The 23,318-nt window shown below is 67.1% G+C and carries 25 protein-coding genes and 5 pseudogenes; 13 read left to right on the top strand and 17 right to left on the bottom strand.

The genetic code is table 11. The features are described 5' to 3' along the window. The first annotated feature begins 250 nt into the window (after window positions 1–250). Together ACF073_RS24000 and ACF073_RS23995 are read left to right on the top strand one after the other, a co-directional pair. Window positions 251–550, top strand: a complete 300-nt coding sequence (locus tag ACF073_RS24000; RefSeq protein WP_392073127.1) for a hypothetical protein — start codon at window positions 251–253, stop codon at window positions 548–550. After that, window positions 547–1,476, top strand: a complete 930-nt coding sequence (locus tag ACF073_RS23995; RefSeq protein WP_392073125.1) for an ADP-ribosylglycohydrolase family protein — start codon at window positions 547–549, stop codon at window positions 1,474–1,476. The genes ACF073_RS24000 and ACF073_RS23995 overlap by 4 nt, the downstream gene beginning before the upstream one ends. 48 nt (window positions 1,477–1,524) lie before the next feature. On the opposite strand, the gene ACF073_RS23990 is transcribed toward ACF073_RS23995, so the two are convergent. The 3 genes from ACF073_RS23990 to ACF073_RS23980 form a co-directional block, all read right to left on the bottom strand. Further along, window positions 1,525–2,010: a hypothetical protein gene (locus ACF073_RS23990; protein ID WP_392073123.1), complete on the bottom strand. Its 486-nt coding sequence runs from the start codon at window positions 2,008–2,010 to the stop codon at window positions 1,525–1,527. Window positions 2,011–2,128: 118 nt separating this feature from the next. Further along, the gene (locus ACF073_RS23985) at window positions 2,129–2,599 is read right to left on the bottom strand and encodes a hypothetical protein (protein WP_392073121.1); all 471 of its coding nucleotides are present in this window, start codon (window positions 2,597–2,599) and stop codon (window positions 2,129–2,131) included. Beyond that, a complete protein-coding gene (locus ACF073_RS23980) occupies window positions 2,596–2,916 on the bottom strand; it encodes a hypothetical protein (protein ID WP_392073119.1) in 321 nt (106 codons plus the stop codon). Before ACF073_RS23980 ends, ACF073_RS23985 begins: the two co-directional genes overlap by 4 nt. Window positions 2,917–3,016: 100 nt before the next feature. Here ACF073_RS23980 and ACF073_RS23975 point away from each other — a divergent pair, with 100 nt between their 5' ends. Further along, window positions 3,017–4,087: an IS701 family transposase gene (locus ACF073_RS23975; protein WP_392073118.1), complete on the top strand. Its 1,071-nt coding sequence runs from the start codon at window positions 3,017–3,019 to the stop codon at window positions 4,085–4,087. A 265-nt stretch (window positions 4,088–4,352) separates the two neighbouring features. Further along, window positions 4,353–6,170, top strand: a complete 1,818-nt coding sequence (locus ACF073_RS23970; protein ID WP_392073116.1) for a UvrD-helicase domain-containing protein — start codon at window positions 4,353–4,355, stop codon at window positions 6,168–6,170. Window positions 6,171–6,261: 91 nt separating this feature from the next. Here the strand turns inward: ACF073_RS23970 and ACF073_RS23965 are convergent. The 3 genes and pseudogenes from ACF073_RS23965 to ACF073_RS23955 all read right to left on the bottom strand — a co-directional run bounded on the left by ACF073_RS23965 (window position 6,262) and on the right by ACF073_RS23955 (window position 7,863). Beyond that, a protein-coding gene (locus ACF073_RS23965) for an IS5 family transposase (RefSeq protein ID WP_392073114.1) occupies window positions 6,262–7,070 on the bottom strand; the annotation gives its coding sequence in 2 pieces (ribosomal slippage) (window positions 6,262–6,719 and window positions 6,719–7,070; 810 coding nt in all). A gap of 117 nt (window positions 7,071–7,187) precedes the next feature. After that, window positions 7,188–7,498: pseudogene (locus ACF073_RS23960) on the bottom strand (replication initiation protein, RepL2). After that, window positions 7,495–7,863: a MarR family transcriptional regulator gene (locus ACF073_RS23955; protein ID WP_392073112.1), complete on the bottom strand. Its 369-nt coding sequence runs from the start codon at window positions 7,861–7,863 to the stop codon at window positions 7,495–7,497. Before ACF073_RS23955 ends, ACF073_RS23960 begins: the two are co-directional and overlap by 4 nt. Before the next feature lie 555 nt (window positions 7,864–8,418). Here ACF073_RS23955 and ACF073_RS23950 point away from each other — a divergent pair. Continuing rightward, window positions 8,419–9,099 (top strand): annotated as a pseudogene (locus tag ACF073_RS23950) (transposase); the annotation flags it as partial. A 179-nt stretch (window positions 9,100–9,278) separates the two neighbouring features. Further along, a pseudogene (locus ACF073_RS23945) lies at window positions 9,279–9,347 on the top strand (hypothetical protein); the annotation flags it as partial. Between the two features lie 287 nt (window positions 9,348–9,634). Here the strand turns inward: ACF073_RS23945 and ACF073_RS23940 are convergent. From ACF073_RS23940 to ACF073_RS23930, 3 genes are all read right to left on the bottom strand, one after another. After that, the gene (locus tag ACF073_RS23940) at window positions 9,635–10,147 is read right to left on the bottom strand and encodes a hypothetical protein (protein WP_392073110.1); all 513 of its coding nucleotides are present in this window, start codon (window positions 10,145–10,147) and stop codon (window positions 9,635–9,637) included. A 67-nt stretch (window positions 10,148–10,214) separates the two neighbouring features. Beyond that, window positions 10,215–10,496 (bottom strand): hypothetical protein, encoded by a 282-nt coding sequence (locus ACF073_RS23935; protein WP_392073108.1) that lies wholly within the window; start codon window positions 10,494–10,496, stop codon window positions 10,215–10,217. 36 nt (window positions 10,497–10,532) lie between these two features. Beyond that, window positions 10,533–11,843 (bottom strand): MFS transporter, encoded by a 1,311-nt coding sequence (locus tag ACF073_RS23930; RefSeq protein ID WP_392073106.1) that lies wholly within the window; start codon window positions 11,841–11,843, stop codon window positions 10,533–10,535. A 45-nt stretch (window positions 11,844–11,888) separates the two neighbouring features. Between ACF073_RS23930 and ACF073_RS23925 the strand changes: the two genes are divergently transcribed. Next, complete coding sequence (locus ACF073_RS23925; RefSeq protein WP_392073104.1) at window positions 11,889–12,500, top strand: TetR/AcrR family transcriptional regulator; 612 nt, start codon at window positions 11,889–11,891, stop codon at window positions 12,498–12,500. A 25-nt stretch (window positions 12,501–12,525) separates the two neighbouring features. On the opposite strand, the gene ACF073_RS23920 is transcribed toward ACF073_RS23925, so the two are convergent. The 3 genes from ACF073_RS23920 to ACF073_RS23910 form a co-directional block, all read right to left on the bottom strand. Beyond that, window positions 12,526–12,660 (bottom strand): hypothetical protein, encoded by a 135-nt coding sequence (locus ACF073_RS23920; RefSeq protein WP_392073102.1) that lies wholly within the window; start codon window positions 12,658–12,660, stop codon window positions 12,526–12,528. 71 nt (window positions 12,661–12,731) lie between these two features. Further along, a complete protein-coding gene (locus ACF073_RS23915) occupies window positions 12,732–12,998 on the bottom strand; it encodes a hypothetical protein (protein WP_392073100.1) in 267 nt (88 codons plus the stop codon). Continuing rightward, window positions 12,991–14,343: a hypothetical protein gene (locus ACF073_RS23910; protein WP_392073098.1), complete on the bottom strand. Its 1,353-nt coding sequence runs from the start codon at window positions 14,341–14,343 to the stop codon at window positions 12,991–12,993. The genes ACF073_RS23915 and ACF073_RS23910 overlap by 8 nt, the downstream gene beginning before the upstream one ends. Between ACF073_RS23910 and ACF073_RS23905 the strand changes: the two genes are divergently transcribed. Continuing rightward, window positions 14,342–14,608, top strand: coding sequence for a hypothetical protein (locus ACF073_RS23905; RefSeq protein ID WP_392073097.1), 267 nt, complete (start codon window positions 14,342–14,344; stop codon window positions 14,606–14,608). The two genes, ACF073_RS23910 and ACF073_RS23905, sit on opposite strands and share 2 nt — an antisense overlap. Window positions 14,609–14,783: 175 nt before the next feature. Here ACF073_RS23905 and ACF073_RS23900 read toward each other — a convergent pair whose 3' ends face one another. Then, complete coding sequence (locus tag ACF073_RS23900) at window positions 14,784–15,335, bottom strand: hypothetical protein (RefSeq protein WP_392073095.1); 552 nt, start codon at window positions 15,333–15,335, stop codon at window positions 14,784–14,786. 139 nt (window positions 15,336–15,474) lie between these two features. On the opposite strand from ACF073_RS23900, the pseudogene ACF073_RS23895 reads away from it, so the two are divergent. Beyond that, window positions 15,475–15,738: pseudogene (locus ACF073_RS23895) on the top strand (transposase); the annotation flags it as partial. 88 nt (window positions 15,739–15,826) lie between these two features. Next, window positions 15,827–16,466, top strand: a pseudogene (locus tag ACF073_RS23890) (HAD family hydrolase). Window positions 16,467–16,518: 52 nt separating this feature from the next. On the opposite strand, the gene ACF073_RS23885 reads toward ACF073_RS23890, so the two are convergent. Next, complete coding sequence (locus tag ACF073_RS23885; RefSeq protein WP_392073093.1) at window positions 16,519–17,028, bottom strand: hypothetical protein; 510 nt, start codon at window positions 17,026–17,028, stop codon at window positions 16,519–16,521. Between the two features lie 12 nt (window positions 17,029–17,040). Then, entirely contained in the window at window positions 17,041–17,235 is a 195-nt protein-coding gene (locus ACF073_RS23880; RefSeq protein WP_392073091.1) for a hypothetical protein, read from the bottom strand. Window positions 17,236–17,471: 236 nt separating this feature from the next. On the opposite strand from ACF073_RS23880, the gene ACF073_RS23875 reads away from it, so the two are divergent. Next, window positions 17,472–17,600 (top strand): hypothetical protein, encoded by a 129-nt coding sequence (locus ACF073_RS23875; protein WP_392073089.1) that lies wholly within the window; start codon window positions 17,472–17,474, stop codon window positions 17,598–17,600. Window positions 17,601–17,784: 184 nt separating this feature from the next. On the opposite strand, the gene ACF073_RS23870 is transcribed toward ACF073_RS23875, so the two are convergent. Together ACF073_RS23870 and ACF073_RS23865 are read right to left on the bottom strand one after the other, a co-directional pair. Next, window positions 17,785–18,039: a hypothetical protein gene (locus tag ACF073_RS23870; RefSeq protein WP_392073088.1), complete on the bottom strand. Its 255-nt coding sequence runs from the start codon at window positions 18,037–18,039 to the stop codon at window positions 17,785–17,787. Between the two features lie 468 nt (window positions 18,040–18,507). After that, window positions 18,508–20,037: an ISL3 family transposase gene (locus ACF073_RS23865; protein ID WP_392073171.1), complete on the bottom strand. Its 1,530-nt coding sequence runs from the start codon at window positions 20,035–20,037 to the stop codon at window positions 18,508–18,510. A gap of 1,326 nt (window positions 20,038–21,363) precedes the next feature. On the opposite strand from ACF073_RS23865, the gene ACF073_RS23860 reads away from it, so the two are divergent. Both ACF073_RS23860 and ACF073_RS23855 read left to right on the top strand, forming a co-directional pair. Next, the gene (locus ACF073_RS23860; RefSeq protein ID WP_392073086.1) at window positions 21,364–21,897 is read left to right on the top strand and encodes an RNA polymerase sigma factor; all 534 of its coding nucleotides are present in this window, start codon (window positions 21,364–21,366) and stop codon (window positions 21,895–21,897) included. Window positions 21,898–21,908: 11 nt separating this feature from the next. Then, window positions 21,909–22,718, top strand: coding sequence for a hypothetical protein (locus ACF073_RS23855; RefSeq protein ID WP_392073084.1), 810 nt, complete (start codon window positions 21,909–21,911; stop codon window positions 22,716–22,718). The last annotated feature ends 600 nt before the right edge of the window (window positions 22,719–23,318 follow it).

The raw sequence follows: 23,318 nt of genomic DNA, 5'->3' as shown, positions 1-23,318 counted from the left end.
GAGTTCAAACTCGATCGCGCGGTTCTCGCGAACTGGTGTGCTTGCCGTGATTGTTGGCTAAGCTGCCCGCTTACGTGCGGGGTATACCCCCGCGTCTCCAGAACGGGTAATCCGCTCATGCCCCGCCTGCTCCGCTGAGAGCCACAGGCACGGACTGCCCCACACCACCACGATCCGCATCCCTCGAAGGCCCCGTTGCCCACCGGCAACGGGGCCTTCGGCATGCCCGCACCCTGCCAGGAGATCCGCCATGACCCGTGCCCGATTCACCGACCCCGAACTGCAGGCTATCTACGTCTTCCTCGCCCCCGCCGACACCGGCGCACCGACCGACACCGCTGAAGCCATCGCGGCCCGCGAGGGCCTGGACCTGGCGGCCGACCTGGCCGCGGCACGCCGGCGCACCGCCCGGGCCGCCGCGTCCCGGCGGCGCTCGGGCCGTGAAGGGCGCCGCGAGGACCGGCGCGCTCGGCTCCGTTGGTTCGGGAAGCCGAGGAAGGCAATCGGGCCGTGCGGCCGTCGGTACGGCCCGGATAACCTGCGCGAATGAAGCGGATTCAGCGAGCGGCCGGCGCGGTCGTCGGCTCAGCGGTGGGCGACGCTCTGGGCGCCCCCTTCGAATTTGGCCCCCAGGGAGCGTTCTCTGCGCGGTTTCCCGCGCCTGGTGCCGGTGGCGAGATGTGCGGAGGTGGTGGCTGGGACCCCGGCGAGGCCACTGACGACACGCAGATGGCCGTCTTGGTCGCGGAGTCGCTGCTGGAGCGGGCCGGGCTGGATCTGCCGGACATCTTCGCCCGCTTCCAGCGGTGGGCGGCATCAGAGCCGAAGGACATCGGCTTGCAGACCGAAGACGTCCTGACCAACGGCATGCCCTGGGACCTCGCCGCCGCGATCCACTTCCAGGTCAACCAACGAGCGGCGGGAAACGGCTCCTTGATGCGGGCGTCGACCTCCGCAGTTCACTTCGCGGCCGCCGGCCAAGAAGCCACCATGGAGGCGGCCCGCCGTATCGCTGCCCTCACCCACGGGGACCGCGCGACCTGGGAAGGCACCGCGATCTTCCACGAGCTCATCCGTGTCACGTTCGAGGACATTGACCCCCTCACCGCGCTCCCGGACGTCCTGGCTCTTGTCCACCCCGACCACCGCGGCCGCTACGCCACCGTCCTCGCGCCCGACTGGCACCCCGATCAGGCGACCGAGTTCAACGGTGCCGTCTGGCCCTGTCTGGGCTCAGCCGTCTGGGCCTTGCGCACCACCGCCAGCTTCGAAGACGCGATACGCGCGGCGATCGACCTCGGCGGTGACACGGACACCGTCGCCGCGGTGACCGGAGGCCTCGCCGGGGCGTACTACGGGCTGGACGCAATCCCCGCCCGCTGGACCCAACCGCTCCGTGTCCCCCTACCAGGATTCGACGGACGGGTGCTGCACGCGCCAGATCTACTCAACCTTGCACACCGCCTCGGAGGCTGAACCGGGTGCTGTTCCGCACTCTCCACGAACTCCGGCCCTCAGCCGCAGTCACTTGACCAGTGGCTCCGCAAGGAGGACGACTCGATCTGCTTCGACATCGAATCCGAGCACCGGATGACCATGGGCACCCTCCGGGTGCATCAGCACCGGCTTACCCAACCGCCGCCCGATCTCCCGCAAGAAGCCGCAGAACAGTTCAAGTCGCTCCTGCCCCTGCAACTCGCGCAGATCAACGTCGAAATCGATCTCCTCGTCTGAGTAGAAGCGGAAGATCGCCAGCACATCAGCTCTCAGCCAGACACGCAGGCTCGGGCACTCCGTATCCGCTGGTCGAGACAGTGCAGCCTCCGCCCCGGGCAGGGGAAGCACCCTCTCTCCTTCGGAGTATTGGCACTTCCAGCCCTTCTCCACGACGAGATCCAGTACCTCCTGCCAGTCATTCCTCAAGGCATCAGGGACACTCACGTCCGGTAGCGATCCCATCAGGTCCGCATCGAAGAAGCACCTCACGTCATCCCACAGGAGATCAGCCACACCGTCATACTGCCCGGCACCCGGCCTCAAGGCAGCCCTATTTTCCCTGATCAAGGGCATAGAAGCCCTCGCAGGAAGTAGAGGCGCGGCAGTCATTCCGGCGGCAGCATTCGAGGCGTCACGGGGAGGGAGGCCACGGAGCCGCCGCGGTGGAGGGCTTCGCGCAGGTGGCATTCTCCGCTTCGAGTTCGGCGTTTCGCAGGCTCAGAGCCTGGATGTGGTTGGCGTAGGCGGCGATGGTTGCGCGCGCCTCCCGTTGCTCGGCCGCGTGTTGCGAACGCAGCGTCCGGTCGGCCTTCTTGAGGCGGGCGATGTCCGCCGTCAGGGTGTCCGTCTGCGGGCGGGGCGCGTCCGGTGTCCGGAGCAGTCCGGTGATGATCTTCGCCAGGGGTGAGCGGTAGTAGGTGGCGCGCGAGATGCCGGCTTCCGTGCACAGCGTGGAGACAGACAGAGCGCCGCTGGTGTGTTCGGGGCTGCCGGTCACGATCCGCTCGAAGGCGTGCACGACAGCCTGGTCGGTGCCCGGCCGCACGGGAGTGCCGGCGTGTTCCAGGGCGTGTCGCAGCCGCAGTGCCGAAGTGTCATTCATACGTCGGGGGTTCTGGTGGCGGTGAGTTCTGCGATGGCGTGGTCGAGTTCGGCGATGTGGGTGGTCAGCGTGGCGGTCTGGAGGCGGGACAGCCCTGCCGGGGCGTCGAGCGGGCGCTGGGCCTGGGCGCGGGCGGTGCTCAGACGGGGTAGGTGGACGCTGGATCGGCGGCCATTGGGACAGGTCAGGCACATGGTCAGCAGCGGCAAGAGGCGGCCCGCGTGCTTGGCTCGCTTTGCGCACAGAGCGGTGGAGGGCTGGTAGAAGCAGTCGTTGAGGATGCCTGGGCGAAGGGTCTTCGTCAGGTGCTGCAGCATGATGCGTAGCCGAGCGGGACTGGCGATGATGCCGGGCAGGTCGCCTAGTACTGCAACGGTGCTTGCCGTGACTGATGGTCAGGTCGGTCGTTGGTTGGTTGTGGGTGGGGACCTTTCCGATGTCAGGTTGTGGGCGCGTGAACTGGACGCGGTGCATGAGCGGTTCGTGCATCGTTTCAGCAGGTCGGAGCCGCGGGAGTCGGCGCTGGCCTATATGCGGGGACTGATCGCTCCGCTGCAGCGCAAGAACGGCTGGACTGTGGCCGAACAGGCCGGTCATGACGGTCCGGACCGGATCCAGCGAATGCTGAACCGCATCGAGTGGGACGCCGACGGGGTCCTGGACGATGTCCGTGCCTATGTGGTGGAGAAGCTCGGGGATCCCGAGGCGGTCCTGATCGTGGACGACACCGGGTTCTTGAAGAAGGGCACACGGTCGGCCGGCGTTCAGCGGCAGTACTCCGGCACGGCCGGGCGGACGGAGAACTGCCAGGTCGGCGTCTTCCTCGGCTATGCCACCGAGCGGGGCAGGACATTGATCGACCGCCGTCTGTATCTGCCCACGTCCTGGACGGACGACCGCGAACGGTGCCGCCGGGCCGGCATCAGTGACCAGACCGGTTCGGAACTCGAACGGGCCGATGTCTTCCACGTCATGGCCACGACCCGGCACGACACCGTGGTCACCCGCTGGGCGATGGACCATCCCGTCCACGACCTGTTCACCGGCCTGGCCCGGCAGAAGTGGAAGCGTCGTTCCTGCGGGGCTGGAGCCCACGGCCAGCGGGTCTACGACTGGGCCCGCGTCGAGGTGCGGCCCTGGCACCGCGAGGACCGCCGGCACTGGGTGATCGCCCGCCGCAGCGTCAGCAGGCCGGACGAGATCTGCTACTACATCGCCTACTGCCCCGCAGAAACCACCCTGGACCAGCTGATACGTGTCGCGGGCAGCCGGTGGGCCATCGAGGAATGCTTCCAGAGCGCGAAACAGGAATGCGGCCTGGACGACTACCAGGTCCGCCGCTACCCCGGCTGGCACCGCCACGTGACCCTCGCCATGGCCGCCCACGCCTGCCTCACCATCCTGCGAGCCCGCGAACTGGACACCGACAAAGCAGAAACGGATCCTCCCAGCTCATCCACCTCAGCCTCGCCGAAATCCGACGCCTGATCACCCGCCTCAGCGACCGCCGACCCACCCCCGCCGAACACATCCTGCACTGGTCGACCTGGCGCCGACGACGACAACACCAAGCCCGCACCAGTCACTACAAACGACGCGGACACAGCCCCTGACCTGGCCATCAGTCACGGCAAGCACCGTTGCAGTACTAAAGAGGGCGCAGTGGGCGTGGGAGGACATCTGCTCACCCGAGGGGAAGTTGCCGTTCCAGCACGACCACTACCTGAAAATGTGGGCGTTGACGCGACCGAGAATGCCAGCAGACTTCGTCCTGCTGGACGAGGCGCAGGACACCAACCCGGTCCTTGAGGAAATCTTCCTGGCGCAGAATGCTCAGCGCGTGTGTGTCGGGGATCCGGCACAGCAGATCTATGAATGGCGGCATGCCAAAGACATCATGAGCGGTTTCCCTGGGCAGCAGCTGGAGTTGACGCAGTCGTTCAGGTTCGGGCCGGCGATCGCTGAGGTGGCGAATCGGTGGTTGCGAGCTGCGGCGTCGACGATGCAGCTGACCGGGCATGCCGTCGGGGCCTCGGGACTGGCGCGGGTCGAGGTCCCCGATGCGGTGTTGTGCCGTGGAAACGCCGACGCGCTCGCTGAGGTGCTGCGCTTCATCGAGGAGGGCGTGCCGGTTGCGCTGGCCGGGGGCGGTAGTCCGTTGTTGAAGATCGCCGAGGCGGCGATCGATCTGCAGGCGGGCCGACGGACCTCACACCATGAGCTGTTCTTGTTCTCCGCCTGGGGCGAGGTGCAGGAGTACGCGGAGCAAGACTCCTCGGCAGCAGAGCTGAAGGCGATCGTGGAACTGGTCGACACCTACGGGCCGCAGCAGATCATCGCCGCGGTGAAGCGCATGGTCGATGAGGACCAGGCGCGGGTGGTGGTCTCGACTGTCCACAAGGCCAAGGGTCGGGAGTGGAGGCGGGTGCGGATCGGCGACGGATTCACGCCGCCAGCGGATGAGACGAAAGCACAGGGAGTGCATCCAGCAGAGGCGCGCCTGATTTACGAGGCGGTGACGCGGGCTCGCGAGGTGCTGGACACGACGGGAATCCAATGGGCTGAAGCTCAGATCCGGCACGCCTCGCGTACGGCTGTGACGAGTACTCCGGACGGCGTGCCGCTGGCCGCGCTGCCGCTGACAGGGCAGCTCCAGTACCCCCGCTCGCCGATGTCCGTCTTCCTGAACCGGCACCTGCCGCGCACCGAGCGGGTGGTCGGCGCATACCTGGAGCACTCGCGCGGACTTCCCCCTGCGGTACAGCCCATGGATGAGAGGCGCCCCGACTATGCGGCCCTTGGGCACACCATCGACTACCGCCTGCGGCTCAGCCTCGGCCGCGGCCCTGGAGACGCGGTCGCGACGGGCGTGCGGCTTCTCGGCAGCCGGCTCCCGATCGAAGGAGCTCCCGCCCCTGAGGTGCGTAGGGCCCTGCATACGGCCGGCACCCAGCTGCTCGCCCGTCTCCACAAGCACGTGGAAGGCGCGCCTGCATTGGACGAGGAGGAGCTGACCCGGCTGTGTCACGTGGCGGGGTTCTACGAGACCGTCTACCGCAATGGCATCTTCTCCCGGCGCCGGAACCTGCTCGCCCTCGCGGACGCGCACACCACCGTAGACCATTTGACCGCGGCGGTGCCGTCGTACGTCTTGGAGGACATCGCCGAACAGATGGAGCTGGCCGAGCGCCCGTTCGCACCGTTCAGGCAGTTGCCGGACAGGCAGCGGGTGTGCGGGCCGGTGTTCGCCGGCAGCGCCGACCTCGGCGGGGCCGATGCGGACTTCATCGTCGGTGGCCTGCTGATCGACTGCAAGGCCACCACGCGCCCCCACACGATCAGCCGCACTGCGGTACAGCAGCTCGCCGGGTATCTGCTCCTCGACTACGACGACGCACACGGCATCGACCGGGTAGGCCTCTACCTCTCCCGTCAGGGCGCTCTGATCACATGGAATGTGTCGGAGTTCCTCAAAGCTCTGGACGCTCGCGGTCCACTGCCCCACCTGCGCACGCTGCTGCGAGAGCACCTTCGGCAGGCACAGCGCTCGATGCCGGCGAAGAAAGCCTGACCCGGGGCCTGGCTAATTCCCTCGCTGCTCGAACACGGGAAGCTCATGTACGTGAGGTCAATGAGCACCGGCGCTGGGATTACTGATCGTTTCAGAATGAGGTTCTGAGTCGTCTCAAGCAGATGATGCTGCAGGCGAGTTGGAGTAGTCCGAGGTGGAGGTCGGCGCGTATCTCGTAGCGGATGCGGAGTCGTTTGAACTGGTGGAGCCAGGCGAAAGTCCGCTCTACCACCCACCGGGTTTTACCCAGGCCCGAGCCGTGTGGTGTGCCTCGGCGGGCGATCTTCGGCGTGATTCCCCGGGCGCGGATGAGGCGCCGGTACTTGTCGAAGTCGTAGCCGCGGTCGGCGAACAGCCGCCGGGGCCGGTGCCGTGGCCGGCCTCGCAGGCCACGAATGTGGGGAATCGCGTCGAGCAACGGCATGAGCTGAGTGACGTCGTGACGATTTCCGCTGGTCAGCGAGACAGCGAGGGGGGTTCCGTGCCGGTCGACGATGATGTGGTGCTTGCTTCCGGGACGAGCACGGTCGACCGGCGACGGTCCCGTGTGTGCCCCCCTTTGAGTGCACGTACGTGTGAGCCGTCGACCGCGGCGTCATCCATCTCCAGCAGGCCGGCCCTGCGGAGTTCCACCAGGAGGACCTCGTGCAGGCGGGGCCAGACCCCCGCCTCGGTCCAGTCCCGAAGCCGCCGCCAGGCCGTCACCCCGCTGCAGCCGACCTGATCCGCGGGAAGGTCCCGCCAGCTCACACCCTTGAGCAACACATAGACGATCCCACGAAGCGCGGCACGGTCGTCCACCGGCAAACGACCGGGATACCGGTGCCGCCGCGGCGGCCTAACCGGTAACAGTGGACCAACACGTTCCCACAAGTCATCAGGCACGAGATCAGCAGCCACACAGCAGATCCTGCCGACACACCACCCAACTCACAACCTGCTAGGCGAAGTTCATTCTGAAACCATCAGTTAGTCCTCATTGACCTCACGTTCATGAGTTCTGATTCTTGGAGCCGTTCAGGTTGCGCGGCGCAGAGGCATGACACCGTCCTCGCCGGTGCTCTTCTCGCTGAGCCGGTAGTAGCTGATGTGTGCCAGCCGCTCGGATTCCTCCAGCCATCCGGCCTCCACAACCCGGCGCCGGGTGCGGGAGAACACCGTCGGGGACATGCCGACGAGCTTGGCAAGGTTGGCGCCGGTTTCAACGACGGCGCCGGCGCGTCGGTGGGGTGCATCGCGTACAGCATGACGACCAGGCGCTGGTTGGCGGTCATGCCAGCGGTGCGGTGGAGGACATCCAGGAACTTCCGCTTGTCATCGTTGTTCACTGGGCCTCCCACCACGAAGGGGACGTGTTGTCAAAGCCGGGGATATCCGGCGGGTTGCACGACTTAATCGCTTCCCGTTGCTCGATCCCGGTCCCGTGAAAAGCGATGTACGGGCTGATCCGGTAGAGCCTGTAGTTGCCGATCCGGCCACGTTCGATCAAGATGCGCCGCTTGAGCAGTTTCCGGTTGATCTTGCCGACGGCATCGGCGGTCATCCCGACCTTCTTGGCGATGTCCGCGCCGGTCGCCCTCAACGGGGCCATGCCCTGGGGAGAGACACCGATCCACCACAGCACCTGGATGCTTGCGTCGGGACCATGGCTGTGCTCTGCACAACGAGGGGGCCGGGTGCTGCCGAAGTCCAAGGTCGATCTGTACGCGGCGATCCGCCGTGATGCGCGTCAGGGCCTGTGCTCTTCAGCGGAAGTATGGCGTCGGGTTCCTGACGGTGCAGAAGACGTTGTCGTCGGCTTGGCCGGAGCCGCGGAAGCCGCTTCTACCGAGGGCGACTCGGCTGGGTCCGTTCAAGCCGTTGATCGACGCAATGCTGCGGGCGGATCTCGACGCGCCGCGAAAGTCGTCCAGCCGCTGCCGACTCACGGGCGGGGGCAACAACTCCGGTCTCAGGTCCACAGCCGCATTATGTCCGTCCGTGCCGACACGCCCGAGCCAAGCCCTCTGGGCGCTGCCAGTTCTCATCGACATAGCCGGGCGCCTCGATCAAGAACCGCTGCCAGACCCCGGCGACATACGCTCTCCGTTCTCACCTACGAAGCCAAGACCACCGTGCCCACCTTCGAGACCTGCCCCCACTTCACCGCCGACCTCCAGCACCTCACCCCCGCCCAGCGCCGACGCTTTCGCCGCGTCATCCTGGACGTCTTCGTTCCCGACCTACGCACCGGCCGCCAGTGGCCGTGGTCTCCGCCACCGGCCACCGCGAGATCCTCGGGCTGATGGTCGGCGACAGTGAGTCGAAGCCGTTCTGGACGAAGTTCCTGCGCTCGCTGCGGGCCCGTGGCCTGGAGAATGTCCAGCTGGTGATCTCCGACAGCCACAGCGGACTGGTGGGCGCCATCCAAACCGCCTTCCTCGGCGCAGCCTGGCAAAGGTGCCGGGTTCACTTCGTCCGAGACGTCTTCAGCGTGATCGACAAGGGCCCCGGGGAGATGGTGGCGGCGACCATCCGCACCATCTTCGCGCAGACCACCGCCAAGGCCGTCCGCATCCAGCTGGACGTGGTGGCTGACATGCTCGGACGGCAGTTTCCCCGGGTCAAGGCCATGCTGCTGGACGCCGCAACGGACCTCACCGCGTTCGCGGACTGCCCTCCGGCCCACTGGAAGAAGATCTGGTCCACCAACCCGCTGGAGCGGCTGAACCGGGAGATCAAGCGGCGGGCCGACGTTGTCCAGGTTTTCCCCAACTCCGCGGCCCTGGACCGGCTGGCCGCCGCGGTCCTGGCCGAGCTCCATGACGAACGGCAGGTCTTCGACCGCCGCTACCTCTCCGAAGCCTCCATGGCCGAACCTCTCAACCCCAAACCGACTGGGGATGACCTCCGGCTTCCCTCACCGGAACCGAATCAGCTCGACCAGTGACTCCACTTGGTGGGACGTGATCGCCAGCCTCACGGACTGCCCACTCGGCAGGGCGAGGGCGAGCAGCACAAGGGGCGCGGCGGCGAGAGCACGTACCCAGGGCGCCCGGTGACCAGTGCGGCGGCCAGTGCGACGACGGCCAACATGCCCAGCCGCAGCGCGCGTTCACCGGCGCGACGCTGGAGCGGGCCGTCGCCGGCGGCCTGCCCACGGGGGCAGCCGCCGCGCTCACCGCTCTGTTCCGCGAGGCCCGCTACTCCACGCACCCGATGGACGGAAACCACCGCGACCGGGCCGCGGCCGCGCTCGCCGAGATCGCCGACGGCCTGCGCCGTCTCAGCAGACGTGCCAACACCTTCCGCCATCACGACGAAGACGACGTCCGCCGAGGCCAAGGCTGCCTGCGATGCCCGTATGAAGGCGGCGCGCAACGCCGGGGGGCGCCCGCCCACGGCATTAAGACAGCTGTCGGCGAACCGTGCTCCTCAAGCCGGGAAAGACGGTTCGGAGTCCTCGGCCACCTGTCACCTGCAGTTCAACGCCCCTTCGCCCGCTTCCTGACTCTGTCGATCAACTTGGAGTCGAAGTACGCGAACCGATCGCGGTCGGTGTCCACCGCGTCAAGGATCATCCGAGCCATCGACGCACGGCCGGTCGCATACTCCTGATAGAGTGTCAAGATCCCTTCGCGCGCCGCGATCTGGCAGTCGGTCTCGAGTTCCGGAGCACCCGCCTCGACCTCGCTCCAGTGAGACTCTCCTCCGACGCAGGAAATGAGTTCATCGAGTAGACGGATGTGCACCGCCTCCGATGTCTCCTCGCCAAGCGCCGCCACGATCATCGATGTCACCGGCACCGCCACTTCAAAAAGGAGCGACTGAATGTGGACGTGACCTTCCAGGGATGCGTCTGCCAACTCCTGCGGGGTACTGGCCATGAGCAGACTCGCGAAGGTCTCAGGGATATGCGTGCCCGTATTGCCGCATCCACAGCGCAACGAAGCCCAGTCCACACGCTGAGCCTGGATCAACGACGGCCTGACGGTCATGCCTGCACCTCTCGTGCTTTCTGCTCGCTGCTCGCTGCTCGCTGCTCAGGAACACCGTACAGACGCGTCATCTGTCGTCCCACTCACCGGGGTGCATGTACCAAGCACCCGGCTCGACATCCTCTGGAGTCAGGTAGGTCTGACAGATCCGGCAGATAGGCATCTCATCCCAGATCTCCTCTCCTCGGTCCCAGAAGAGGGCCCGCGTGAGCATCACGGGATTCGCATCACCGCCAAGGGCGTTGATGACGTTACGCTCTGCGCAGTATCCGCAGCCGGACGAAGCGACGGCTATCTCGCCGGTTTCGGCGTTGTAGCCCGCGGTCGCGGATGGTCCGTTGCGCTGCACTGGGCCGCCAAGGGTGCACGCCTCTCCCGATGCGGTTCATCGGTCGCGCTCCGGCTCAGTCGCTTGTGTATCTCCAGTGCGTCGTCGGACTGTATGAACCCTCGATCCGGTTGAGCCACGTGGTATTGGAGTGTCGCTGCTGGCAGGACGCATGCTGATCAAGCTTGCGGCGAGTAGCAGAGCTCCCCCGATGTAGAAGGGAGCGCGAAGCCCGAAGAAGTCGGCTTCAAGACCCGCGAGGGCAGCGCCGAGCGTGATTCCGCCGCCGATGACCATCTGGTAGGCCATGCCGACGCGTCCCAGTAAGTAAGCAGGGACGAGTGCCTGGCGGAGGGACACTGCGGTCACATTCCATGTCAGGTTCGCCGCTCCGTACGCAGCGATGCACGCGCCGGCGATGAGGCCCGAGGAGGCCGCGCCGGCAGCCACTGCGGTACCTGCAGTGATCGCAGCAGTCAGCCGCAGAACTCGAGGGGGTCCGTAACGGGCGTTCAGGCGAGGGGTCGCCATCGCCCCCGCTACGCCTCCGATCGCGAAGGAGGCGACCAAAAGGGCGAATCCGAGATTGGTCAGGCCCAGAGTGTGCCGGGCGTAGAGCACCAGAATGGCGATGAGACCCCCGCCTACGACGTTGGTGATCCCAGACATCAGGCAGAGGCGACGGAGCAACTGCTGCTGCCAGAGCCAGCGCACCCCCTGAGTCGTGTCGTCGAGCAACCTTCTCCAAGGGTTTGGTGTGGTTTGCGGCCGTGGACGGAAGTCGCCGCTCAGCGTCAGGGCCAGTACGGCAGCAGCTGCGAACGACACCGCATCGACGGCGAACGGAAGCGTGGCGCAGACGCCGAAGAGCAAAGCGCCCAGCGGGGTGCCGAGGAGGGTGTCGGTGATGAGGGAACCGGACTGCAGACGGGCGTTGGCGCGCGTCAGTTCCGGGGAGGCAACCAGCGTCGGCACGATGCCTGACCAGGCTCCGTTGTAGAGGGTCTGTCCAAGCCCGAGAAGGAAACCGATGCCGACCAGCAGAGGCACCGTCATCGCGTCGGCTGCTACCGCGACGGCGAGCGTCCCGACGATCACGGCTCGGGCAGCGTCGACGACCCACAGGATGCGGCGACGGTCGAAGCAGTCCGCTATGGCGCCCGAGAGGAGGCCGAACAGCAACAGGGGCAGTTGTTCGGCCACATAGACGAAGGAGACCTGGCGAGGATCAGAGGTGAGCTGAGCCGCGAGCAGCGGCAAAGCGACGAAGCGCATCCCGTCGCCGAGGCTGGAGACGGTCACCGAGCCCCACACGCGCTGGAAATCCGGCCCGAGCTTCGTGTGCTTGATGCCTCTGGACAAAAACATGAACTAGACTCTGGTTCAGGTTTTGGAGGAGTGTCAAGGAGTTCGATGGCCGAGATGCATGAGCCGCAGCAGCAACGCAGTCGAGAGAAGGTCGCCCGCATCCTTGAGGTGACAGCTGCTCTGCTGGAGACGACTTCCTACGACGATCTGGGCACCAAGCTGATCGCGGCCGAGGCCGGAGTCTCGGTCGGCGTGCTGTACCGGTACTTCGCCGACAAAGAGGCGATCGTCGCCTCGCTGGTGCGCAGTTGGCTTCAGCTGGATGTGCAGATCGCCGAACGCGTCACAGCCGAGCCGGTCCCTGAACGCTCACAGGACCTGTTGGAAAAGCTGATCACCGCGTACGCGGACCGCTTCCGCAAAGAGCCCGGCTACCGTCGGATCTGGTACCACGGACCGCGCATCGCGTCACTGCGAGCCGACACCCAGCACACCGATCGGGAGATCGCTGACCGGGTTCACCGGGCCCTCGTCCGCGGCTATGCGATGCCGGACACTGACGAATCACGCCGACGTGGTCGGCTCGCTGTCGAGGTCGCAAGCACCCTCCTCGACCTCGCCTTCCGCGACGATCCCATGGGGGACACGGAGACTCTTGCCGACGCGGCACTCATGATGGATCGCTACCTCTTCGCCCCACCAACCAGCTCGGATTGAGGCCAGCCACTGCAACGATGGTTTGTCACCAGAGCGACGTGAGCGAGCCACCGGCCTGGCCGAGGTGCTCGCGTAGGGTGGCACTTTCCGCTTCGAGTTCGGCGTTACGCAGGCTGAGAGCCTCGATGCGGTTGGAGTAGGCGGCAATGGTGGCGCGCATCTCCCGCTGCTCGGCCGCATGCTTGGAGCGCAGGGCACGATCGGCTCGCTTGAGACGGGTGATCTCGGCGGTCAGGGTGCGTCCTGCGAGCGAGGCGTGTCCGGTGCCTGCAGAAGGCCGGTGAGGGTCTGGGCCAGAGGCGAGCGGTAGCAGGTGGCACGAGAAATACCAGCCTCAATGCATAGGGCGGTGACGGTGAAACCGCCGTTGGTGCGCTCGGGACTTCCGGACATGATCCGCTCGAAGGCATACACGATTGCCTGATCGACGCCCGGACGTACAGGAACGCCGGCGTGTTCCAGGGCATGCCGCAGCCACAGTGCGGCGGGGTCACTCATGCGTCGGGGCTTCCGGTGGGGTGCGGAGTTCTGCGATGGCGTGGTCGAGTTCGGCGATGTGGGTGGTCAGCGCGGCGGTCTGGAGGCGGGACAGTCCCGCCGGGGCGTCCAGCGGGCGCTGGGCCTGGGCGCGGGCGGTGCTCAGACGGGGTAGGTGGACGCTGGATCGGCGGCCGTTGGGACAGGTCAGGCACATGGTCAGCAGCGGCAAGAGGCGGCCCGTGTGCTGGGCCCGCTTCGCGCACAGAGCGGTGGAGGGCTGGTAGAAGCAGTCGTTCAGGACGCCTGGGTGAAGGGTCTTCGTCAGGTGCTGCAGCATGGTGCGCAGCCGAGCGGGACTGGCGATGATGCCCGGCAGATCGCCCAGCTCCCGGCGGATCCGGTCGAACTCGGCGTTCACGCGGCCGGCGGCGCCGCCGCTGGCGCCGTGGCCGTCGTTCCAGTCGCGGTAGAGGTCCTCGACATAGTCCAGCTGGGCGATGGCGACCTCGGCAGCGAAGCCGGAGGCCGAGGTGCCCGCATAACCTTCGAAAAGGGCGAGTTCGGCGTGCTGGTACTGCCGGGCCCCCGCGACAACGCCGAACGGCTGGTGCGCGATGTGCCAGGCCAGGGTGCGGCGGTACTGCCGGGTGCTCAGCCGCCACGGAACAGGTTCGTCTTCCCCTTCCTCACCCTGCGATTTGTCATGAGCGGACGTGTCGTTATCTGGCGCCGGTGCGGCCATGTGAAGCGGCACGTAGGGGGTGTCCGGGGTGCTGAACAGCTCGTTGAGGTGGTCACGGAAGTCGTTCAGGCGCCTGTTGACCGACCCGAACAGGACAAGGCTGTTGCTGGTCATGCCCTTGTGGCCGAACAGGTGGGTCGGGTCGTCGTTGACAGCGGCGAGCAGCGCGACGGCCTGGTGGACAACATCGAGCACGACCCATTCGGCTTCCTCACCGGTGAGCTTGCGGCCCTTGAAGACCCTGCCGCGCAGCTTGTGGCGGATACGGCCGTCCGGACCGTCCTCGGTGAACGCGCAGTCCGGGGCCAGTTCCCGGACTACTGGCGGGAGGGAGTTATTCCGACCATGCACTATTCCCTCGCGAAGGGCTGTCCCGTTTAAGCAGGTGAGGTGGCGCTGGCGGTCGCGGTACGGTCCCTTGGTGGAGCTCTTGAACCCCGCCTGCCCGCTGCACGGACCCGGCATCGACCCCTCGTCTTTGGTCGGCAGTCGGCTCGTCGAGGTCCTGGCGTGCTGGCACACATACGACGGGCGCCCCAGCGATGCCCCAGTCGAGATGTAGCTGATCGACGATCGGGGCAGGTCAACCAACATCGCCAGCGGCACCGACTGGTGCCTCATGGTCGATTCCTCCCGGCCCGATGACGGCGTCGACATGGGCGACTGGGGCAGGATCGACGTCCTGCCCGTACGGGACGAGACACCGCTGACGCCCCACCTCGGCGAAGTTCTGCTCGGCGTCCGGCAGGAGTGGGAGCCCACAACAGGGCACGTGGCGCTTGAGCTGGACTTCCCATCGGGAAGCGTCCGCTGCGAGAGCTGGAGCGGTGACCTCCGTGTCCTGACCGTGGACCGGCCCGCGGGCCCGATAACGCCAATGCTGTGATCTTGTTGTGGCTGGTGCGATCACGGCGTCGGAGCCGTCCTGGATAGCACCGTCGCCCACAATACCGTCGGTTCGTCCGAGTCCGGCTCGGCGTGCCGGTGGCTGCCACCGCTCAGCGGGGAGTCGGCGCCACCACGGCGCCCCGCTCCAGGGCCGTCTGCTCCCAAGGAGATTGTCAGCCGTGTCCTGGGCACTGTCGTCGGGTGCTCCGATCGCCGTGAGCGCGGCGTTCACGCGTGCTGGCGCCGCCAGCGGCAACTCGTCGTCGGCGAGCAACGGCAACAGGAGCAGGAGTCGGGCCCGCGGTGTCATGCACGCCGACGGCGGCCAGGTCGGGCGTCTCGGCGATGTGCATGATGTCGCGCCAGGACAAGCCCGGCCCGTACCAGTCGCTGTCCAAGCTGGCCAGCTCCTCTGCCCGAAGCCAGCCCGCTCCGGTCAGCAGGTAGTCGACCCCGAAGTCACCTACGAGGTTCCGGTACACGACGACGGCGCTGTGACCGCCTTCGAACGGGATGCGGAACGTCGGCCAGGCCTGGTCGTCCAGAAGAACCTCGGCCAGGGCGTCGGTGTCCGCGCCGTCGTCACCGAACCACTCGGGTGCCGGCCGGGCCTCGCCCGAGACGAACCGGCACATGGCCAGGAGGTGATTGGACCAGAACCCGGCGCGTTCAAGCAGCCGCTCACCCTCGACCAACGGCCCGAAGTCGTATCCCTCGATCAGCACGGACCAGAGTCTCTCAGGTCCCACCGACCTTCCCTCGCGCCCGGTCCGTCCGCGGTAGCGGGACAGCCCTTAGAACTCCTAACGAACTAATCTTCGAAGTGGTTGGATCGCTCCGGGACCGGTGATCTGGGGGTGCGGGGTGGCTCGGCCGAAGCCGTGGGCAGTTGACGACGAGCTGTGGGCGGTGATCGAGCCGCTGTTGCCCAGGGTCGAGCGTCGGACGCGACATCCGGACCGGCTGGTGTTTCAGGGCATCCTGTTCGTGCTGCACACCGGGATCTCCTGGGAGCACCTGCCGCAGGAACTGGGCTTTGGGTCGGGCATGGCCTGCTGGCGGCGCCTGGCCGAGTGGACCGAGGCCGGTGTGTGGTCCCGACTGCACGAGGTTCTCCTTGTGACCTTGCCCCAGAGGGGGAGACGACAGTGTCTCTGTCGATTACATGAGCGGGCGGTCTGTGCTCGCTGGTCAAGGACGAAGAGGGGGAGTTCGCGTGACCGCGACCTGCGTCATTCTCGACATCGGCGGCGTGCTGGAGATCACGCCGGAAACTGGATGGGTGCAACGGTGGGAAGAGCGGCTGGAGCTGCCACTGGGCACTGTCCATGAGCGGATGCGCGACGTGTGGCGGGCTGGGAGCGTCGGGAGCATCAGCGAGCGAGAGGTGCACGAGCAGGTGGCGGTCCGTTTGGGTCTCGACGCTCCCCAGAGTGAAGCCTTCATGGCTGATCTCTGGGCGGAGTATCTGGGAACGCCGAACGAGGACCTCATCGACTATGTGCGGGGGCTGCAGGGACGCTGCAGGCTGGGCATCCTGAGCAACAGCTTCGTCGGCGCCCGCGAGCGAGAGACGACGCTGTATCACTTCGACGAAGTGGTTGAGCAGATCGTCTACTCCCACGAGATCGGCATCGAGAAGCCCGACCTGCGTGCCTTCGAGGCCGCATGCGCCAGCTTGCACGTGCGGCCGGAAAACTGCCTGTTCATCGACGATGTCGAGGTCAACGTCGAGGCCGCCCGGGCGGCAGGCATGCAAGCACACCTCTTCGAGGACAACGCCCGGGACCATCACGCGCATCGCAGCTCATCTGGACGCCGGGCCCTTGGCCCCAGATCGTGTCCCGCTCGCGTGACGTCGGCTTGGCCTGTCTTCAGCGGTTGCCGGCCAGGCGTTGAAGTGGTTGATCAGCCCGCTGCGGTCTGTTCCGATCGGGCCCGTGTGCTGGCGGGGCGGTAGGAACCGGTACGCAGAACGAACGCCGCGAGCCACACCTGTTCGCGAGCGGCGGCGAGGAGCGGTTGAAAGGTGCGCGGGGACAGGAAGCTCGCTCCACCCGTGACCGTGACCAGAAGGATCGGCTGCACTGCGCGCAGGAGAGCGGGGGTGGGCGGAGCCGCTTCGAGGTTCTCGGCGAAGCCCTCGTCCAGCAGACCGACGGCGAGAGCGTAGGAGATGGCGTTCGCAGCGATGTCGAGCCCGATCACCCGGTGCCCGTCGGGACGTCGATGGGCCGCGTAATAGGCACGGTCCCACTCGATCAGCTCCGCTGTCGTGAGCGCTGCGGCCTGCAGGGACGTGTAGTGGGCATACAGGTCCTCCAGGGTGAGGTCGTGGTTGAGAAGGACCGCGTTGATCCCGTACGAGCAGCAGACGTCCAGCACAGGGACCGGGGCGGTGGCGCGGGCGGCGGCCATGCGTCGGAACACCTATTGCGCATGGTGAGGTGTCTGATAGTCCCAGCGGCCCAGCTGGCGGAAGAAGTGCCTCGGGTCCGGCTGGTTGTACACCTCGTCGAATGACGTCATCTCCTTCTGGTTCTGGTCCGTCTGGCCGCCGGCGGCCGAATCTCCCGGTGCGGCGCTTTCCAGGTTTCCTTGGCCGTGGTGCCGCGCATGAGCCATCGCAGTGTCCCTTCCCTGGCTGAGGCCGCCCTGCATCCCGGCAAGGAGTACCGCTTGGCCGAGGAGCCGGGAAGGGTGCATCCACCAATCCAGCCATCAACTCACGTCACGTCAGGAGCGCCCGAACTGAAGCCCTCATGGGCCGGGCACCGGCCGGCTCGCCCCGTTCCGCTAATGGCAGGGGTAGCGGTCGGCTCCAGTCACCGGGCGGCGCTCCAGATGTGGAGCAAAACGGCGTGTTGGACGCGGCCCGGCAGACCGCCGACCCGGGATACCTGGTGTTCCCCTTCGGCATCCGCCCCGTAACCGCGGTCCGCTACGTCGAGGCCGCCCACACCGACAAGGCGCTTCCCCACATCCGCTGATCTTCGCCGCATATGGAGCGGAATGGGGCCCGGCGCTTCGCGATGGACCCTGGGAGGGTGGCCTTGTACGCGAGAAAGGGAGTCGTTTGTCGATGAGCGCGGCAGGTGCCCCGTCGATGTTCACGAATTCGGGCTCTGGCTCAACTTCCGTGCAACGAATGCGAAGAGTTAGATGCCTGCCGTTTCATGTTGCCTTTGCCGATGGCGGCTGCCCCTGCTGGGCCTGTCGGATGCGCTGGGCAAACATGCGGGTGACAGAGTTAAGAACCTTGGGATCGGCTGCGGCTGGACCGTCTGTGTTGATGTTCACGTAGGCAAAAACTGAGCCCAGGCGGAGGGTGATCGAAGTGCTGCAATGGATCTTGCCGATGCAGTAGGAGGCCGTGAACGCAGCGTCGACGTCCGGGATCTGCGCGGGCCCAACTTGGGCGCTTGCCATCTGAGACTTGCTCTCCGTGTACCGGCCGATGGCCTGAGACCGGGTCCGGAAAGATTGGAGACCGAATCCAACAGTGCCTTCGAGGTCAGTCGCAGCGTAACCCTGGGTGCCGTAAGCCAAGGTACCGCCGTCTTCGGGGTTGGCGCCGTGGAGACGGAGCGTGCCAGATTTCTCCCAACCCGGGGGCACGTCGCCCGAGTCCGGTAACACCGCTTGTACTTGATCTTCGCCCAGGGCTCTGACGACTTGAGACGAAGGCGCATCGCTCTGGGTGGGGCTGTGCTGTTCAGCGCCGGTCCCGGTCGTGCACCCGAAAAGGAACGAAATTGCCCCAATCGCGCATAGGTCCTGAACTGTCCCTTTGGCGCGCATCACGTTCCCCCCTCTACGGCAAGCGATCAAGCCCGACGATCATATGGGCCCCGGAGTGATACGCACACATCACAGTCGTGGGATCACAGCTGCTCGTCACGACAACAGGACCCTCTTCCGGAGGAGCTGGAACCCTGCGCGACCGAACATCTGGCGCTTGAGCATCTTGATCCGGTTGACATGTCCTTCGATGACACCTGAGTTCCAGGGCAGGGTGAGACCGGCGATGACGGCGTCGCGGTCTCGGTCGATGCCGGCGGCGAGGGTGTGGAGGCTCGGCAGGTCGTCCTGCCGGACAGCGTCGAGCCAGCCCGGGAGGCGCTCGCCCTGGCGCTCGGTGAGCATGACTGCGAAGGACCGGACGTGGCGGGTGAGAGCGTCGAGTTCGGGGCAGTTGGTCCGGACGGCCTTGAGCTGGAGCTGCTCGGGCTCGGCGAGGGTGTCCGGGTGTCGGAGGATCCATCCGGCGACGGCGCGGGGTGAGGGTGGCCGGACGGTCACCGGTCGTGGTGAGGTGCGCTTCTCGCGCAGGTAGGCGCGAACGCGCTGGTAACTGCCCTTGTAGCCGAGCGGCACGATCTCCTCCCACAGCTTCCACGCGTTGGTGGAGCCCTCGTTCCAGCGGTCATCCAGGTAGGGCTTGTAGTCGTCGAGGACCGAGGACCGGTTTTGCCACTGGCCGGTGAACAGGTCTTCCGGCTTCGCGGCGTCGGCGAACCGTTTGACGGTGTGCCAGGCCATGCCGAGCTGCCGCTGGACCGAGCGCAGGCTGTGTCCTGCCTCCAGCAGGGCGTGGACGGCTGCGTGCCGGGCCCGGGTTCGGTCGGCGAAGCGGTGACCTGTTGGCCATGGCGACGCGGACGGGTCCGGGGCCGGTGCGGGGGCGGTCTCGGGGTCGGGCTGAGGCGCTGCGGGCCTCAGGACACGCAGGCAGCGGCGGTGCTGGGCGACACTCCGCTCGGCGGCCTCGCTCAGGTTATGCCAGAGATGCCACCTGTCGGCGACCTGCACCGCCTGCGGTGCTCCGGCAGCGGCGCCTTCGGCGAAGAACGGTGCGCGGTCCCGGCAGACGACCTCGACACCAGGTCGCTGGGCTAGCCAGGCGGCCAGACTTGATGCCTCCCGGTCCGGTAGCAGATCGATCGGCCGACGGGTTTCGACGTCCACCAGCACGGTGCCGTAGTGGCGGCCCTTGCGGGTGGCGTACTCATCGACGCCGACCACCCGCGGCGCGGGCACCTCCGGCTCGGGCAGGGCATCGACCAGGCGCATTACCGTGCTCCGGCTGACGGACATGCCGAGGACGGCGGCCAGCCGGGCGCCGGCTCGTCCGGCCAGGGCAAGACCGACCGCGGCCAGAGCGGAGCGCAGCCGCTCGGTGCGCTGACCGTACCTGCGGGTGAGGCCGGGTATCTGTTCCACGAAGGTCCGCCGAGCGCACACAGTGTCGCGGCAGCGGAACCGCCGAACCCGTAACCGGAGCACGACCCTTCGTCCGGCGCTCGGTACGTCAGCAGGAAACCTCAGGTAGGAGCTGTGCACCCGGGTCGACCAGGCTCCGCACCCCGGGCAGGCGGCACCGACCCTCGTGCACTGCACGTCAACGCGCACTACCTCGATATTCACGTCTACCGACAGCACCTCGATGTCCGCGACCGAGGGGAACAACAGCTCCTTCAGCCGGAGCACGACTTCTTCCACGGCCCGGACTTTCAGCCCAGCCACCCTAGTGGCGGCTAATTTGCGGGCGACTTCCGACGCTGTCCAGAGACGCCCGGACGTCACTCAGAGTGGCCGCTGCACGGAAGTTGAGCCAGAGCCCGAATTCGGGAGGCAGCCGCCCCTGACCCGATGGGTACATGTGTGCCCGGACTCCAGCGGCCGAGCATCGTGACCCGTTCGGCCGACATCGCCACCGGCTACGACCGGGTCGGCGGCTGCACGCTCAGCCAGGCGTACTACCAGCTCGTCCCGGAAAGGCTGATCCCGCGCCCCGCACCCCGCACCGGCGTCTGTCCTCTCGGGTCCGCCCGGGTCCGCCGGGAGGAACGGTTCTCCGATCTCATCGACCCATCGACCCGTTGCGCGAGACCCATGTCTCGCCAACCCTGGCCGGACGCCGCTCCGTTCCTCCGGTCGAGCCCGGCTGGTGGGCACTGGACGGGACTGCCGGAGTTCGGGTGATGCAGGGGCCAGATCCGACCGGCCTGGCCCCTGCCTTTCGCGTGTCCGGGGACTGCAGGCCGCCGACCTTCGCCGGGAGCTTCTCGGGCACGGCGGCGATGTCGTCGGGCTTGTCCGGGTCGATGAACTCGACCGGGTGCTGGAGCCGGAACATGCCCCCCTCGGGGGGGGGTACTGGGTGAGCTTGCCGATCAGCATCGGCGCCCCGTCCTTCGGGATCAACATGAGCGGCTTGCTGCCGGGCCGTTCGATCGTCAGGGAGCGGTCCAGGTACAGGGAGCAGTCGTACTTGGGCGGGAACTTCTCGATCAGCGTCAAGCGGGACTTCGGAGCGACGTCGGTGTCGAGCTGTTCGAACGTCACGGTGCCACCTCGCTCCTCGCTGGGAATCTCCGCCGTGTACCTGAAGCCGACCAGTCGCAGGAGCACGCTGTTGGCCGGGGCGTCCGGGCTGCGACGCGTGGCTGTCGAGGGTCGCGTTGAAGCCCCAGAACGGCTCCGTCGATGCCCGACTGGTCGGACAGTTCACCGGTAGGACCCGGTAACCGCGACCACACGAAGCTTCGACAGCAGGGCCTCCTCCCCTTCGCTGGACACGACATCCGCGAGCCACCAAGAAGCCCCTCTCCCACACATCCGCACCGTCCGATCCCAACCAGACCCTGCTCGAATCCACCGACCACCCGAGCGGGCAGAGAACAGCCGGTCAGCCCTGTTGTATTTGTGCCGGTGACGGACATGTAACGGCAGGCGCTACGGAAGGAAGCCATGCCCATCGACACCGAAGCCCAGTTCACGGACGTGTACCGGGCTCACTACGAGGACGTACTGCGGTTCGTGCGCCGTCGTGCCCACCCGATGAACGTCGACGACATCGTGGGAGAGACGTTCCTCGCTGCGTGGCGCCGTCGACGTGAGCTTCCCGAGAACCCACGCCCGTGGCTGTTCGGCACGGCACGCAACGTGATGCTGAACGCGGACCGCGGCATGCGCCGGCAGTCCGCACTCGTGGTGCACATCCAGCAAGCCGCGTCTGCCGGTTGCCACGGAACGGCTGGCGAGACGACGGACCAGGTGGACAGCCGTATAGACCTCGTCGCCGCCTGGCAGTCCCTCATCCCGGTCGACCAGGAAGTCCTCGCGCTGCACGTCTGGGAGGGCCTGGACGCCCGGGACGCCGCTGCCGTACTCGGCTGCACCCGCGCCGCTTACGCCATGCGCCTGACCCGCGCCAAGCGGCGCCTTGCCCGTCTCCTCAACCCCGCCGCGCCCGCCTCGCCCGCCTTCTCCCTGACGAACTGACAGGAGCCCTCATGAAGCACGAACTGCTCCTCCGCCTCGCGGAGTCCGACGCCGCGCCGCGCACCGAACTCTCCGCCGCCGAAGTGGACCGCAAGGAGCGGCTGCTGCAGACCGTTCTGAGCGACACCGAGCAGCCCGGTCGCTCGATCGCCGCCGCGTTCCGCCGCCCGCTCGTGCGACGCGTTGCGTTCACGATGGCCGGCGCCCTCGCCGCGAGCGCCGCCCTGTTGGTCGTGCCGGCCGATCCGCCCGGGCAGGAAGGCTCCGGACCGCTGACGGCACCGGAAGTGGCGACCTGGACCGGCACCGCCGGCGACTTGAACGATGCCGACGGGACCGGTCACGCCGCTCTGGGCTGGTGCCTCGACAAGTGGGAGTGGGCGCCCGGGGAAGGAGGGGGCGGCGATCTCACCAACGTGGACATCCGCGGAAGCATCGCATCCATGATCGTCACGCGGTACAGCCACACGGCCTACTGCCTGGCCGGTTCGGACGGCTCCGGCGTCGCGGTGGCCATCGGTCCGGCGGTCGAGGTACCTGCGGACGGCATCACCGTGGACGCGCAGGGCGCCCGGGGCAGCGGCGCGGCTCGGTTTCACTACGCAGTCGGCTCCATGGGCTCCGGCGTGAAGGAGATCACCGTGCGCGACCACGGGCGCACCGTCCACGCCACCGTGCGGCACATCCGCTCGCTGTACTACGGCCGGTGGACCGCCTGGTGGCCGGACAGCGACTCCGACAACGCGTTGACCGGCACCCTCACCCTCACCCTCGACGACGGCACGACACGGACCGTCAACGCAGACTCGCTCATGAAATAGTCACGGCTCAGGGCCGGTGTCCAGAGTGCACCTCGCGCTGCGCCCGGCAGTGCGATCTCCACCGCTCGGGCAACTTGCGTGCGCTGTGCCGACCGGGGCGTCGGCAATCCGGGCCGAGATCCTACGGGCGTGCGGCTCACCGAGGGCCGCTGGAAGCCCGCCGCGGAGGGATCCTGGAGCCGCTGCGACGCGGCGACCTGCGCGTCACGGTCGTAAGTACGCCGCTCCGCCGCAGGACGAACGAGCCGACCGGGAGACACCCGCAGGGTTCTCCTCGGTCGACGTCACCACCTGGTCCGCGGACTCCGCCCTCTCCCGGCCCGCGCGGAACCCGTCATGGGGATGTGCGGGCTGACGGGACGCACATCAAGGGCGCGCACGCCGCGGGTCTCCCCCTCAAGCAGTGTGTACGGATCAATCGCGACCGGTCGTTTGCGGTCGGACCCAGTCGCCGACCGACCTGTGCAGTGTGTGCCGGGCTTTCGCTGACGGAAAAGCATCTGGCCGTCCGTCACATTCAGCGAGAGTTTCGCCACGCTCGGTAATGATCGCGGGCGTCGGGTGCGCGGCGCCACTGACCTGTGAGGCCACAGGGTTGAC

Source organism: Streptomyces sp. NPDC015171 (genome assembly GCF_043079545.1).
Lineage (GTDB): Bacteria > Actinomycetota > Actinomycetes > Streptomycetales > Streptomycetaceae > Streptomyces.
This window is presented reverse-complemented; position numbering and strand designations above follow the sequence as displayed.